This is a genomic window from Ktedonobacter sp. SOSP1-52, from assembly GCF_016587395.1.
On sequence record NZ_BNJH01000006.1, the window covers coordinates 683,346 to 697,428 of the forward strand.

The 14,083-nt window shown below is 53.2% G+C and carries 11 protein-coding genes and 1 riboswitch; of the genes, 5 read left to right on the forward strand and 6 right to left on the reverse strand.

What is annotated here, in order from left to right:
* The first annotated feature begins 118 nt into the window (after positions 1–118).
* The gene (locus JMJ16_RS48160) at positions 119–700 is read left to right on the forward strand and encodes a hypothetical protein (protein ID WP_201393261.1); all 582 of its coding nucleotides are present in this window, start codon (positions 119–121) and stop codon (positions 698–700) included.
* 75 nt (positions 701–775) lie between these two features.
* Here JMJ16_RS48160 and JMJ16_RS48165 read toward each other — a convergent pair whose 3' ends face one another.
* On the reverse strand, positions 776–1,663 hold the full coding sequence (locus JMJ16_RS48165) for a TIGR03621 family F420-dependent LLM class oxidoreductase (RefSeq protein ID WP_201393263.1): 888 nt from the start codon (positions 1,661–1,663) through the stop codon (positions 776–778).
* Between the two features lie 117 nt (positions 1,664–1,780).
* Between JMJ16_RS48165 and JMJ16_RS48170 the strand changes: the two genes are divergently transcribed.
* The 3 genes from JMJ16_RS48170 (at position 1,781) to JMJ16_RS48180 (ending at position 5,999) form a co-directional block, all read left to right on the forward strand.
* Positions 1,781–2,404, forward strand: coding sequence for a TetR/AcrR family transcriptional regulator (locus tag JMJ16_RS48170; RefSeq protein ID WP_201393265.1), 624 nt, complete (start codon positions 1,781–1,783; stop codon positions 2,402–2,404).
* 77 nt (positions 2,405–2,481) lie between these two features.
* Positions 2,482–4,284: an ATP-binding protein gene (locus JMJ16_RS48175; protein ID WP_201393267.1), complete on the forward strand. Its 1,803-nt coding sequence runs from the start codon at positions 2,482–2,484 to the stop codon at positions 4,282–4,284.
* A gap of 76 nt (positions 4,285–4,360) precedes the next feature.
* Positions 4,361–4,449: riboswitch (ZMP/ZTP riboswitch) on the forward strand.
* A 41-nt stretch (positions 4,450–4,490) separates the two neighbouring features.
* Positions 4,491–5,999 carry a glycine hydroxymethyltransferase gene (locus JMJ16_RS48180; protein WP_201393269.1) on the forward strand — a complete coding sequence of 503 codons (1,509 nt, stop codon included), beginning with the start codon at positions 4,491–4,493 and terminating at the stop codon, positions 5,997–5,999.
* 49 nt (positions 6,000–6,048) lie between these two features.
* On the opposite strand, the gene JMJ16_RS48185 is transcribed toward JMJ16_RS48180, so the two are convergent.
* A complete protein-coding gene (locus JMJ16_RS48185; RefSeq protein WP_201393271.1) occupies positions 6,049–7,212 on the reverse strand; it encodes an aminotransferase class V-fold PLP-dependent enzyme in 1,164 nt (387 codons plus the stop codon).
* A 615-nt stretch (positions 7,213–7,827) separates the two neighbouring features.
* On the opposite strand from JMJ16_RS48185, the gene JMJ16_RS48190 reads away from it, so the two are divergent.
* Entirely contained in the window at positions 7,828–9,582 is a 1,755-nt protein-coding gene (locus tag JMJ16_RS48190) for an ABC transporter substrate-binding protein (RefSeq protein ID WP_201393273.1), read from the forward strand.
* Between the two features lie 86 nt (positions 9,583–9,668).
* On the opposite strand, the gene JMJ16_RS48195 is transcribed toward JMJ16_RS48190, so the two are convergent.
* From JMJ16_RS48195 to JMJ16_RS48210, 4 genes are all read right to left on the reverse strand, one after another.
* The gene (locus JMJ16_RS48195; RefSeq protein ID WP_201393275.1) at positions 9,669–10,970 is read right to left on the reverse strand and encodes a sensor histidine kinase; all 1,302 of its coding nucleotides are present in this window, start codon (positions 10,968–10,970) and stop codon (positions 9,669–9,671) included.
* Positions 10,971–11,024: 54 nt separating this feature from the next.
* A complete protein-coding gene (locus JMJ16_RS48200) occupies positions 11,025–11,687 on the reverse strand; it encodes a response regulator transcription factor (RefSeq protein WP_201393277.1) in 663 nt (220 codons plus the stop codon).
* Between the two features lie 198 nt (positions 11,688–11,885).
* Entirely contained in the window at positions 11,886–13,148 is a 1,263-nt protein-coding gene (locus tag JMJ16_RS48205) for an ABC transporter permease (protein WP_201393279.1), read from the reverse strand.
* Positions 13,149–13,169: 21 nt separating this feature from the next.
* On the reverse strand, positions 13,170–13,982 hold the full coding sequence (locus JMJ16_RS48210) for an ABC transporter ATP-binding protein (protein WP_236602047.1): 813 nt from the start codon (positions 13,980–13,982) through the stop codon (positions 13,170–13,172).
* Positions 13,983–14,083 lie beyond the last annotated feature (101 nt).

The window sequence follows — 14,083 nt, forward strand, 5'->3', positions numbered from 1 at the left end:
TGATCTTAGCATTTCTATGCGGCTATAGGTGCATTAGCTATGCTAAAGAGAGGGTAGGGTTTTTGTGTACGCTCTCCCTGCCAAAAAACTGCTTCTAGAGAAGGAGTATACCGTACTGATGGCCACATATTCATATGCTTTGTTTGCGCATATTCTGGGGGTAACTGGCCTGTTTATCGCGATGAGCCTGCAATTAGCAAGTATGATTGGTATTCTGCGCTCGCGAACCGTTGAACAGGTACGCGTGTGGTGTGGAATGCACACCGTTCTCCTACGCATCTTTGCCCTCTCTTTTGTGCTCACACTGGGCGCGGGGATGCATATGACCTTTACGATCTGGGGCTGGTCTACAGCCTGGATCAATGCCTCGTTGGCGGGATTGCTGATCCTGACTGGCCTGGGGCCGCTGATTAACACGCGCCGACTGAAGATTCTGCATCGTGAGGCCCTGGCCCTGCCGGAGGGGTCTGTACCCACCAGCCTGCGACGGAGGATACAGGACCCTATCCTCTGGTCCTCGGTTCTGGGCATGAATGCTATGGCTGTAGGTAGTATCTACCTGATGGTGCTCAAGCCAGGCCTACTCGCGACCTGGTTGGTGATGGTTGGGAGTGTCCTCCTGGGTATGAGCGCAGGATGCATACTCACTGTGAAAAAGCGCTCGACCATGATCAAGACGATGCACCCAGCCGAGGCATAGGCTTTATTTCTGGTCATGGTACAGGATGGTGTGTGCTGGCAACCGCAGGTTGCCAGCACACACCATCCTATACCATTATTTTCCGGCGAGGAGGGCCATGACGGGCGCGAAGTTCTCCATCTGACCTTCGTAGACCTGGAGATACGAGAAGCCAAAGCGCTCGCGCTGCTCAAGAAGATGTGCGACAGCCTGCTCTGTCGTAAACGCCTGTTTAGGTATGGGCGGTCCTCCAGCCAATGGAGCAAGCTCGCTGACACTATCGCTAATCTGCATATGATAGATGGTTTGGCTCAACTCAAGCTCGGAGAAACGCTCTCCCGCGGCCTCGCGAATCCAGGCCAATTTTTGCTCCAGGGTCGCATCAGATGGATCAGGCCCACGCCCGGTAAATTTGGATCCAATGGCGATAATATCGGCCTCCCTGGCGGCCAGTTTGAGCATGCGTTCGCCTGCTCCCGCGACGAGAAGGGGTGGGCGTCCCTGCTGCATGGGGCCGGTAAAGCCCTTAACGTCACGCAGGGTATAGTGCTTGCCTGTAAAATTGACGACCTCTTCTGCAAAGAGGCGCCTGGTAATCTGAAGCGTCTCTTCAAGGCGCGCGACCCGTGTGCCTGCCTTGGGAAAATCTATGCCTAGTTGCCGGGCCTCGGCTTCTCCGACGCCAGCTCCCAGCCCCAACTCAAAGCGGCCCTCAGAGAGGAGGGCGAGTGTTGCCGCCTCTCGGGCGAGGATAACGGGATGGCGATATTCATTGGAGAAGACATAGCTCCCCACATGCAGAGATGTGGTGGCCTCAGCGGCCGTGGCCAGGGCCGTGAGAGGCGCGAGACTGCCAATATTGGCGCGGTCTGGTATGAGCAACGTGGCATATCCCAATGTCTCGGCCTTGCGGGCAGTTTCAATCCAGGCACGATGCGACTGAGCATATGCGGCAACGACACCGAAACGAAATGGACGTGGCATGCTGATAAACTCCTCCCTTTACTCTCTCTTGCGTGAAGAATATTATATAGGCGGACTGCTTAATTAATTTAGATAGGCAGACTATACAATGAAAACATGAGAGGTGTCAAGACAACTATGAGTCCGCGCCCTTATCGTCTTGGTCAGAGGCAGGTCGCAACTGAGCAGACGCGAAACCGTATTCTCATCGCTGCGCGTAAGCTACTGATGTTAGATGAAGGCATATCTGGTTTCTCCATTGACGCCGTTGCGCGCCAGGCAGACGTCGCCAGGATGACAGTCTATCATCAGTTTGGCTCTAAAACGGGCCTGCTTGAAGCGCTTTGTGACTCGCTTGCGACCTCTGGTGGCATGGAGCAATTAGCCTCTGCCTTTCGCCAGGCGGACCCCTTCGATGCCCTGGATACATATATTGTCGTTTTTGCTCGTTTCTGGCAGGCGGATCGCCTGGTGACGCGTAGGTTGCGAGGATTGGCCGCACTCGACCCTGAATTTGAACAAGTTATCCGGGCGCGCGACGAGCGGCGACGCAAGGGTTTGCATGTACTCGTCCAGCGTTTTGAAGAGCGGCAGAGTCCTCCTGCTCTTCAGACCCACGAGGATATCGTCAATATGCTCTACACATTGCTTAGTTTTGAGTGTTTTGACACTCTGGCCGGGCCAGCGCGCTCTATAGAGGAGGTTGTACCTGCGATACAGCGCTTGGCGCGTGCTGCGTTAGCATCTGGCAAGGCAATGTAGAGCACAGTTTTTTATAGTTGCATACCATAAAGGGGGATACTTTTTCTGGAAAGCTTGCTTCCTTCAAAGAGGCCAAAGTGCTTGGCACAAAGAATGTGAAGGTGATTGACTTGATAAGCAGCCATGAACAGGCGGAACTCAATACATTGTTTAATGCGGCATTCGTATCCTTGAATGAAGGTGTTCTGATCTACACACTGCAAGGTGTAATCGTACATGCCAATGTCGCCGCATTACAGCTCTTTGGAGTGCAAGCAGAAATGGTGCTGGGAAAGACCTATCAGCAGTTTATCGACGAATTAAAAATGCATGAGCCAGAGTGTCAACTTCCTGTTGTAGGCCAGGATAAACCAACTTGTGCCTTCAAAAATGAACCGTTCCTGGCCGCTCAGCAGGGCGATACCGCAATCCAGACATATGCTAAAGGGGAGATTCATGTTTACCTTACCAGTGCGCCACTCTATGATCAACAGGGGAATTTAATAGGTGGGTATATGCTCCTTCATGATATAAGTGAAAAGCATCAGAAAGAGTGTCGCACACTCCAGGCCTTTACCTCATTGCTGATGCTAATCGAGAGGCTGGCCTCCATCCCAGGACAGGAGCAAAAAACATGCACAGAGGTAGCTGAGGGCCTTTCGCCTATTCATATTGCAGGCCAGGCCCTGGCCGATGTCATTGCCCAGGTTGTGAATTGCAGGTATGTAGATGTCTTTGCTCTATCAGGTCCTGATGAGCGACAGCATCTACTAGGTACAGGCAATTTGACGTTTGAGCAGACGCAACGCTTACGGTCAGAAACCGAGCAGGTGCCTCTTGCCGACTACGTTAACGCAGAAAACATCGCTCGTTTGCGTGCAAACGAAGTGGTTCTACTTGACCTGGAAAAGCAGCCGTATGTTAAACCGCACTCGAGCTTTGGTGCTCGCTATCGTTTGGTGGCGCCCATGGTGCTTCATGATCGCTTGATAGGTCTTTTTATCATCGCAAAGATGGAAGAGGAATTTTCCTGCGTTGAGTGTGCCTACACAGAGGAAGAGATCGCCCTGGCCAAGGCTGTAGCTAAATTAACGGCCCTGGTAATCGAGCAGGTGCGTTTACTCGAATCGTGGGCGACAGAGAACGCCAAAAAACAGGCGCTACAAGAGCTGAATAAGCACTATGATGAGTTTATCTCTATTGCCAGCCATGAGCTGAGAACGCCGTTGACCACGATTAAAGGCAATGTGGAGTTGGCGCTGCGGCGCCTGAAGAAGTTTATGCAGCAGGAAGACTCCCGAGAACTCCAGACCTCGCTTGAACGTATCCAGATCCCGCTTGATTATGCGCTCCAACGCTCGCAGGTGCAGGAGCGAATGATTAGTGAACTATTGGATGCCTCACGCATACAGGCCAGGAAGTTAATCATTGTAAAGAAACCCTGTAACCTGGTGGAAATAGTTCGCAATGCTGTTGCAGATTCGAGACAGGCCGCACCTGATCGGAGTATACAGCTTACTCTTCCAGATGAGGACACACTACTCGTTGAGGCTGATGCCGATCGTATTGGCCAGGTGCTGCTCAACTATCTGACCAATGCGCTTAAATACTCAGAGGCTCATCAGCCTGTGTTTGTGACGCTAGCCAAAGAGGAGACATGCGCGAGAGTATCTGTACGTGATCATGGGCCGGGTCTTACCCCAGAGGCGCAGGCGCAGGTTTGGAAACGCTTTTATCGCGTGCCCGGCGTCGAGGTGCAGTATGGTTCTGGCACAGGCCTGGGACTGGGCCTCTTTATCTGCCGAGAGATCATTGAGAGTCATGAGGGACAGGTAGGAGTCTATAGCCAGCCAGGAGAGTGTTCGACGTTCTGGTTCACCCTACCATTAGCCATGCTTTAAGAGAGTATGGTCGTTTTCCGAGAAATTCTTGACGCAGATGATGCAGACTGGTATAGTTAGGCACGGAGAATATCTCCTGTTCCCTGGTAACTGGCGATAAGAGTGGAAGAACCACAAGGGAGCCTGGGAATAAGCAGTAGACAGTCGCTCGCCTGGGCTGCTTCACCTATGTTATGTCTCGATAGCAAAGGGAGGAGCACCTATTTATGACGATCAATGCAACGCCCACCACGTTTCTTGTCCGCTACCTGCAAGCGCTCAATGGAGCCATCCCCAACTCAGCTGCCGCGGCTTTTTATGCCTCGCTCGACCAGGTCAACAGTGTCTCGCCGACCATCGCAGCATCCATCATAAAGGAGCTACAGGATCAGCGCCAGAACCTGAAGTTAATCGCTAGTGAGAACTATAGCTCTCTGGCGACGCAGTTTGCTATGGGCAACCTCTTGACCGATAAGTATGCTGAAGGGCACCCTTACCATCGTTTCTATGCTGGCTGTGATAATGTCGACGCCATTGAGGCCGAGGCGGTAGAACTGGCGTGTTCGCTCTTTGGTGCTGAGCATGCCTATGTCCAGCCTCATTCGGGTGCTGACGCCAACCTGGTGGCCTTCCTGGCCATCCTCTCAAGCAAAGCCCAGAAGCCCTTGCTTGAAAGCCTGAATATCGAGAATATCTCCACGGTCTCCCGCGAGGACTGGAATAAGGTGCGAGCTACCGTGCAGAATCAGCGCCTGCTCGCGCTCGATTACTACTCTGGAGGGCACCTGACGCATGGCTACCGGCATAACGTCTCCAGCACGCTCTTCGATGTCTATTCTTACACCGTCGATCAAGATAGCGGCCTGATTGACCTGGACCAGTTGCGCAAGCAGCTACACGAGGTGCGTCCACTGATCCTGCTGGCAGGCTACAGCGCTTATCCACGCAAGTTGAACTTCGCCAAGATGCGCGAGATGGCCGACGAGGTGGGCGCGATCCTGATGGTAGACATGGCACACTTCGCGGGCCTGGTGGCGGGCAAGGTCTTTACCGGCGAGTACAATCCCATTCCCTACGCGCATGTTGTGACCAGTACCACGCATAAGACCTTGCGTGGCCCGCGTGGTGGCCTGGTGCTGTGTAAGCAAGAGTTCGCCGAGTGGGTCGACAAGGGCTGCCCCGCGATCCTGGGCGGTCCGCTCCCGCATGTACTGGCCGCCAAGGCAGTCGCCTTCCGCGAGGCAAGCCAGCCAGAGTTTGAGACTTATGCGCATGCCATTGTCGAGAACTCCCAGGCCCTGGCCCAGGCATGCATCGATGAGGGTCTCCAGGTACCTACCGGTGGCACCGACAATCACCTGCTGCTCCTCAATGTGGCGCAGAGCTTTGGTATTACGGGCCGCCAGGCTGAGGCGGCACTCCGGGATTGCCAGATCACGCTCAATCGCAACTCGCTGCCCTTTGATGTCAATGGCCCCTGGTATACCAGTGGTTTGCGTCTAGGTACGCCAGCCCTGACCACGCTGGGCATGGGGGGTACAGAGATGCGCGAGATCGCGAGCATTATCAAATATGTGCTGTCACACACCAAGCCCAGTGTGACCGCCAGTGGCAAGGCCAGCCTCGCCAAGTACGTCCTGGATGAGAATGTGCAGGCCGTGGCGCGCAAGCGTGTCGATGAACTGCTCTCACAGTATCCCCTCTATCCCGAACTGGATACCACCCTGCTCGCTTAAGCGTAGGCCTGAACAATTGTAGGGTCCAGGCTAGCCTGGACCCTACAATTTACTGCACAAAAATGGTGTGGAGGGCAGTCAGGAGGCGCTCGACATCGGCGTGGCTGTTGTAGCCCTGGATGGAGAGGCGAATATAGCGATGGTTATTCCAGATGACGACGGGCATCTCGATGTGCCATGTCTCGCGCAGGGTGCGTTGTAGCGCCAGGGGATCGCCATCGGGCACCTGGATGGTACACATCTGACCCAACCAGTTCTCAGAACAGATAAGCTGGGTGCCAAGCAGGGAAGCAATCTCCTTGCGCGCCGAGGCCGCTAGCTCATGACAGGCGGCGCGTACGGCGTCCCAGTTGTGCTCTTGCTGAAAGGCGATGGCGGCGGGAACGCTAAGGAAGGCCGCAGGATCATCCGTGCCAACCCAGCCAAAATAATCCTGAAAGCTTGAGATGCCAGGTTTCAGGCTTTCGTAGCCCCAGCTGACGATTAGAGGTTGCAGGAGGGACTGGTGCTCGGGCGAGGCATAGAGGAACGCGGACCCCTTGGGCGCGCAGAGCCATTTATGGCAGTTGCCAATGTAGAAGTCCGCGCCGATCTCTTCGAGGTTCAGGGGAATCTGTCCCGGCGCGTGTGCTCCATCAATGACGGTAAGGATACCAGCCTCACGGGCGCGCTGACAGATCTTTGCCACGGGGAAGATCAGCGCCGTGGGCGAGGTGATGTGGCTGATGAAGATCACCTTTGTACGAGGTGTTACTCTCTGCCAGAACTGCTCAACCATCTCCTCTTCGCTCTCGAGCGGGAGGGGGATTGGCTGATTGATATAACTCATTCCTCTCTGGGTGCAGAGAAAGCGCCAGGTACGGTCTGAAGCTCCATACTCGTGATCGGTGGCCAGCACCTCATCTCCAGGTCCAAGCTGAAGCGAGCGCGCGACGATATTGACGCCTGCCGTTGTATTGGGCACAAAGACCAGGTGATCGGCCTGTGTTCCCAGGTAAGCAGCCAGGGGTAGGCGGGCTTCGCGCAATAGATCATCTATGCGCCGACCCAGAAACTCAACGGGGTCTGCCTCCAAAGCGCTTTGCCACTGCTGATAGGTCGCGAAGACGGGGCGAGGACATGCGCCAAAGCTGCCATGGTTCAAGAAGGTAATATCGGGTCGCACCTGAAAGTGTTCAGCGGCCACCGGGAGAAGAAGTTGCTTAACGCTCATAAATAGAGGGTTCCTTTCGCCTGGGATTTTTGTGATACCTCGCGTCTGCGGCGCTCTCTCTTGCACATTGCGTCTTTAAGCGAGGTTACTTCTTTCATCATACCGCCACTCACACTAATTTTCCACTCCCTTATGAGAGTAAGGGGTGATGTGCGCCGCAGGCGAGAAGGCTTCCCTGAAGAATGAGTACGTTTAGTCGATTTAATTAAGAAAGTTAACGATCAGACACGCTTTATTTTTGCATTATTGTTGAGTGGATTTGCAAGAATTTGCGAGTTTTTTAAAATACAGCAATTCACTGTGAGATTTTTTATTGAGGTTACGTAGTATATTACAGAGGTCACAAGAAGGCGCTCTATTTCTATCGCTTATCAGGCTATAGATTTGTCAGGGCAAACTTCTTTGAGATATCTATATATGTTGATTGATGCTTGCTGTCAATTCATCGAAGATAGACATAAGCATAGTCTTCTTAGCTCCGACGCTATCAAACTATGACACCTTCCATCGAGCATAATTGCTCATTGTGCTTTATAGTTTTTTTGTTCTGCTTCTATTTATAAAATATAAGTGAGCAAAGGTTTTTCGCGTTTCTAAAACAAGGAGTAATGACTTATGTTTTCTCGCAAGCGAGTGGATGGCCGCTTCCTACCCGCTCTGTTTGTTTTGCTTGCGCTGCTCATCTCTGCCTGTGGCGGTAGTACAGGTAGTTCGAGTGCAGGCACTAAACTCTCTGATGATAAGCAGATCTTTGTCTATCCACAAAGAGGCATATCTGATGTCGCAACCCTGGACCCGGGTCTCTCTACCGATACTGCATCTGCACAAGCTATTCAGATGATGTTCACGGGCCTTGTACAGTTGGACGATAACCTCAAGGTCAAGCCTCAGCTGGCTGAGTCCTATTCCGTTGCCTCCGATGGCGTGACCTGGACCTTCAAGCTGCGCCAGGGCACTAAATTTAGCGATGGTAATCCCATCACCGCTGACGACGTGGTCTATAGCATTGACCGCGCGCTCAAGCCTGAGCTGAAGTCGACGGTTGCGCCTTCGTATCTGGCCCTGGTCAAAGATTCGGATAAGCGCTTTGCTGGCAAGGTGCCTACCCTGATCGGCGATAGCCTCTTTGCTCCCGATCCCACAACTGTGAAGATCGTGACCAACCAGAAGGCTCAGTATTTCCTGGACGCGCTGACTTATCCAACCTCCTACGTTGTGGAGAAGAGCTTCGTCGAGAAATATGGCGATCAGAAATGGACTGATCACCTGAGCGAAGGTGGCGCCTCTGGCCCCTTCAAGCTGGAGAAGCATATTAGCGGTCAGCAGATCAGCTTTGTACCTAATGAGAACTATTATAATGCCAAGCCACAGCTGAAGAAGGTTGTCTTCCCCTTCTATAAAGACGCCCAGACGGTCTACAAGGCGTATAAATCCAACCAGGTCGATCTCTCGGGTGTTCCCGGACCCAACCTGGATGAGGCACGCGCCATGCCTAATCAGCAGTACCACCAGTCGCCCATCCTGGCCATCTACTACTATGGCATGAATTACCTGGCCAAACCCTTCAATAATATCAAGATCCGCCAGGCCTTCGCGCTTTCTATCGACCGCGATACGCTTGCCCATAGCATCTACAAAGATCGCGTGGCGCCAACCAACCATATCGTTCCTCAGGGCATGCCGGGTTATAACCAGAATCTGACTGGCCCTGCTGGTGTGTCAAGCACCAAGGGCGATAAGACGCTAGCGAAGCAGCTGTTCCAGGAAGGTATGCAGGAAGAGGGTTACACCACCGCTAACTTCCCGCAGGTCTCTCTGACGGTTGCCACCAGTGGTTCAGCCGCCGCCAAAAACGAGTTCCAGTATGTGCAGCAGCAGTGGAAAGATGCCCTGGGTGTCAATGTCACCATCAACGACGAGGACTTTAACAAGCTTCTCGACGACGAGGCGCAGACCGTTGGCAGCGCCAAAGGCCTCCAGATCTGGAGTGCGGGCTGGGTTGCGGACTATCCCGATCCCCAGGACTGGACCGACTTGCTCTTTGGCAAGGGTTCGGCCAACAACCAGGTCAACTATGGCCTGGGCAGCAACAAAACCGCTGTGGAGCAGCAGGCTAACCAGGACGCGATGGTCAAAGCCAATACCATTGTCGACCAGACCAGCCGCATGGCACAGTACAACCAGATTGAGCAGAAGCTCATCAATGATGTTGCCTGGGCGCCGACTTACCAGTCAGCGGTCAGCTATGTGCTCAAGCCCTGCGTGAAGGGTTGGGTAGACAACGCGCAGAACATGACCCCACCAGATGACTGGGCGAACATCTACAAGACCAACGATTCTTCTTGTGCCAACACCAATTCGTACAAGTAAGTCGGAACGCTAGTCCTCACAGAGGACAGGCAAAGAGGCATCTCGGATATACCATCCGGGATGCCTCTTTTTGTGGACCGACGCTGCTAATTTAAAAGTGGGAGTGTGACTTCAATGGTTGTGCCCTGTTTCTCGCCAGAGCGGAGTGAGAGGCGGCCTCCGATGCCCTCGACGCGTTCGAGCATGCCCCGTAGGCCATAGTGGCCTTCTGGACTGTGGCATGCCAGACTACCATCCTCTTGATGCTGGCAAGAGGCCGTTGGTAGCCCGATGCCGTCATCCTGGATGGTCAAGATGAGGTTCCCTTCTTCTTGTCTGAGGGAGAGCGTCACGTGCTGGGCGTGGGCGTGCTTCTCAATATTGGCGAATGCCTCCTGGCTTACTTTCCAGAGTGTCTCTTTCAATGGATCTGCCAGATTCTCAAGTTCTCCCTGATAGATGTGGCTAACATCCAGGCCAGCGCGTTGCCCCAGTTCATCGAGTGAGCGGATGAGTGGTTGCTGGATGCCCTTATGCTGTAAGGCAGGCGTGCGCAGGTTCGCGATGGAGGCTCGCAGCGCGGCCATGCTCTCACGCGTGATCTCTTTGGTAGACTCTAATTCCTGGTCGCAGCGCTCGGGATCACGCTCGCGGAGCCGTTGGGCCGCCTCCAGCTTGACTGTGATAAGCACGAGGGCATGGCCCAGCGTATCATGCATCTCGCGTGCCAGCCGTGTGCGCTCGCGCAGGATAGCCAGCTCCTGTTCCTGCTCTACTGACTGCGCTAACTGGCGATGCGCCTCCTCTAAATCGGTATTTGCAAGTTGCAGTTGTTGAAAAAGATGATTACGTTCAAAGCGTTCGGCGATAAGATTCTGAATAAGGATGCTAAAGCCTGTGACGCTAAAGAAGGCCAAACACTGGCTTGTGATACTGAAGAGCGCAATTTGCTTGAGCGGCCAAGTGAGCAATCCCTCATACGTAAAGCTCGTGAGAGCCATAATACCAATGGCGAGAAACAAGCGTCGCGACGTAAACAGGCTGAAGCTTAGCCCAAAAAGAATATATAAGCTCAGAAAAAAGCTTTGATCGATCCGGGTGAGTAGAAACACAACGAGATAAAAGCTTCCCCAAATGAGCACAGTATACGATAAAGGTGGTGGCCAGTCCCAATCGAATGGAAGTATACCGAGTGACGCCAGAATTGGAAAGATGTAAAGCGAGAAAGCGAGTATCATGAGTAGGATGCAGGTTATGCCACGCCAATCGTGCATGTAGATTGGCGTGGCCTTCAAAATAGTATAGGTGAGTGTGGTGAGGAAGAAAAATGTGAAGATCGCAAAACCAATCAGCACACGGCTGAAGTTCCGTTGAAAACGCGCGTCATCCCTGGCTATATCAATGCTCAATGTTGTTTTCCTTTGCATTTGTATACCTCACCCCTTTTTGATGTTTTAACCGAGTTAGAGCAATTTGCGTTCACGTGCAAGGTGAGCGGCCTGGGTGCGGTTCCTGGTGTGGAGCTTGCTCAGGATATTCGAGACATGATTTTTGACGGTCCCCTCGGCCAGGACAAGCTGCTCCGCGATCTTGCGGTTGCTGGCTCCTTCGGCCAGGAGTTTGAGGATCTCTATCTCGCGCGGACTCAGCGCCTCTTCTTGTACCGGGCGTGGATTGCGCTCTTTGCGCCCGAACTCAACGAGGAGCTTGCTAGCGATCTTGGGCTGAATCGAGGGCATACCTGCATAGACCTGGCGAATCGTAGCCATCAGTTCGTTGGCGGGAACATCCTTGAGGAGGTAGCCCATGGCCCCGGCTTTGACGGCATCGAAGACATAGTCCTCGTAGTCAAAGGTTGTCAGGATGATGATGCGGGCCTGGGGATTACTCTGGACGATGGCGGCGGTTGCCAGGACCCCATTCATGCGTGGCATCTCAATATCCATCAAGACCACGTCAGGCTCCTTGTCCTGCTGGCGTAGTGACGCATATTGTCTGACCGCTTCTTCGCCATCACGGGCCTCTCCGACGACCTGTATGCCAGGCTCCAACTCAAGAATAGTGCGTAGTCCCTGGCGCATGAGCGTCTGGTCTTCACAAAGCAAGATACGAATCGTCTCAGTCATGCCTGCTCTCCTCCCGGCAATCCAATGTTGTGGTTTTTCCTTTATTATGGCGCAAACCCAGCCCTTGTCAAATGATCCTGCCTCGGCTCACAAGTTCGCCTTCGGGGTAGTGGGTGTGTGCGTGGAAAAATGGCAACGCCATTTTTCCACGCACACACCCACTACCTTATGAGCGCTGCAGGCGCGAAACCTTCTGCCCTAAGCAGTTGCGGCCTTCTCCTGGAAGCGGAAGAAGCGCAAAGCGATAATAAAGCATATCGCGCCATAGGCGAGCAGGCCCAGAATATCTGGAAGGATGTCCATAAAGCCTTTGCCGAAGATCATGGTCCCGTTCAGCCCCTCCATGGCCCAGGCCGTAATGCCGAGCTTGGCGATTTGCTGCATCCATCTGGGTTCGATGAAGAGGGGCCACCAGGCACCGCCAATCGCGGAGGTTACCAGAGTTACCAGGCTGACAATCGGGTTGATCTGGCGGCGGGTACGTACCAGTGATACGAGCAGTGTTCCCAGGCCCGTCATCGCGAAACTGGTACTGATTAGTAAGAGGATGACCGAAGGCCAGGAGCCAATATGCATTTTGAATACAAAGTAGCCAATCGCAAAGAGCACCACGAGCTGGGCCAGAGTCAGGAGAAACTGTGCCAGCAACTTGCCGCCCAGCAGAGCATACTTCTGAATTGGAGCGACCAGCAGGCGGCGGAAGGTGCCATCCTCTTTCTCCTGCAAGATGGTTGCCGCCACAGCATTGAGGCCAAAGAGCGCGAAGAAGACGGCATATCCAGGTACCAACTGATCGAATGCGCTCACTTTGATGGCTTCACCCGCTGAGAGCGTTTGAACAGCCTGATCGCTTCCCTGGCTTGCCTGGACAACCGTTGCAGCGATGCTCGTGGGATGAATAGTGCCTGGTGCGCAGTGGTTGCCAGGCTGATTGCATACTGTGTAGACCTGGCTTACAGCTGCATTTCCTGTGAGTTGAGCCTGTACAACCTCATTGACGATGTTACGTACTAGCGTAATACGCGCATCGTTGTTGTTGGGCAGAGTATAGAATTGGACTTGCTTTGTAGCATCGATATGCTGAGGTGTGGTGCTCAGCAAGGCCTGGCTCGCCCCGGCTGGAATGACGATACCAACATCTGCTGCATCACTTGAGGCCTTGACCTGGTCAATAACTTGAGCTGAAGTGTGATACTCATTGACAGTGATCTGGAGTTGAGATGTATTGATTTTGAGCGCGTTTGCAATCGTTTTACCAAGATAGGCGTCAGAGGTAGTCTCCTGGTTGCTTACGGCTACTCTAATCGTAGTCTGGGTAGAGCTATTACCATAGAGATTGCCAAATGCAAGCCCGACCGCCGTGATGAGGACCAGGGGGACCAGGAGCAGGAGCACCAGAGAACCTTTATCTTTCATGACCTGTAAGAGGTCTTTTTTGGCAATGGACCAGAGCGTTTTCATGCTTTCCCTCTTCCATAATGTTTAGTCGCGCAGAGTTTTTCCTGTGAGCTGGATGAACAATTCCTGGAGTCCATGGGGCCGCTGTATCTCGCGGTTCTGCTGGCGCAAGGCCAGGAGTTCTTCTAGTGTGCCCAGGGCGATGATCTGGCCTTCATCTATAATGGCGATGCGGTTACAGAGCCGCTCGGCCTCTTCCATATAGTGGGTGGTATAGAGAATAGTTGTTCCCTGGTCGCGCAGGTGTTCAATGAGGGCGAAGATGTGTTCCCGAGATTGGGGATCAACGCCCACGGTTGGTTCATCCAGCATCAAGAAGGCTGGTGTGTGCATGAGCGAGATGGCGATATTGATTCGGCGTTGCATGCCGCCGGAGAAGGTCTTTACCGGGTCTTTGCGCCTCTCGTAGAGTTCGACGAAGCGCAGTAGATCATCGGCACGCTGTCGGCATTGCTGTGAGGAGAGACCGTAAATCTCGCCGAAGAAATGCAGATTCTCTAAGGCTGTGAGGTCTTTATAGAGAGCTATCTCTTGAGGCACGACACCAAGCATACGCTTTACTTTTCGTGTTTCTTTGGTAATAGCGTGGCCGTCGATAAGAACCTCGCCAGAGGTTGGCTCGAGGTAGCCACAGAGCATATTGATGGTGGTGCTTTTGCCTGCTCCGTTGGGACCCAGCAGGCCGAAGATCTCACCTTTGCCGATGGTGAACGAGACATCTTTGACCGCGTGATGCTTGCCAAAGGTCTTGTCTAGATGCTGCGCCTCAACCTCTATACCATTTTGTGATGAGCTCCCAGTCCAGGTCTCTAATGACGTTTTGAGTGCTTCTTCCATATATGAGTGCTCCTTGCACATTGAAGATTTTTGTATTGTCGGGATCGAGATAAGTATAGCTTTATACAGTGATTGAGAGGAAGGATGGAAAGACATATTTC

Excerpts from the sequence above, each read along its gene's own strand:
- JMJ16_RS48160 (WP_201393261.1), top strand. The coding sequence starts at position 119 with ATGGCCACATATTCATATGCTTTGTTTGCGCATATTCTGGGGGTAACT.
- JMJ16_RS48165 (WP_201393263.1), bottom strand. The coding sequence starts at position 1,663 with ATGCCACGTCCATTTCGTTTCGGTGTCGTTGCCGCATATGCTCAGTCG.
- JMJ16_RS48170 (WP_201393265.1), top strand. The coding sequence starts at position 1,781 with ATGAGTCCGCGCCCTTATCGTCTTGGTCAGAGGCAGGTCGCAACTGAG.
- JMJ16_RS48180 (WP_201393269.1), top strand. The coding sequence starts at position 4,491 with ATGACGATCAATGCAACGCCCACCACGTTTCTTGTCCGCTACCTGCAA.
- JMJ16_RS48185 (WP_201393271.1), bottom strand. The coding sequence starts at position 7,212 with ATGAGCGTTAAGCAACTTCTTCTCCCGGTGGCCGCTGAACACTTTCAG.
- JMJ16_RS48190 (WP_201393273.1), top strand. The coding sequence starts at position 7,828 with ATGTTTTCTCGCAAGCGAGTGGATGGCCGCTTCCTACCCGCTCTGTTT.
- JMJ16_RS48200 (WP_201393277.1), bottom strand. The coding sequence starts at position 11,687 with ATGACTGAGACGATTCGTATCTTGCTTTGTGAAGACCAGACGCTCATG.
- JMJ16_RS48205 (WP_201393279.1), bottom strand. The coding sequence starts at position 13,148 with ATGAAAACGCTCTGGTCCATTGCCAAAAAAGACCTCTTACAGGTCATG.
- JMJ16_RS48210 (WP_236602047.1), bottom strand. The coding sequence starts at position 13,982 with ATGGAAGAAGCACTCAAAACGTCATTAGAGACCTGGACTGGGAGCTCA.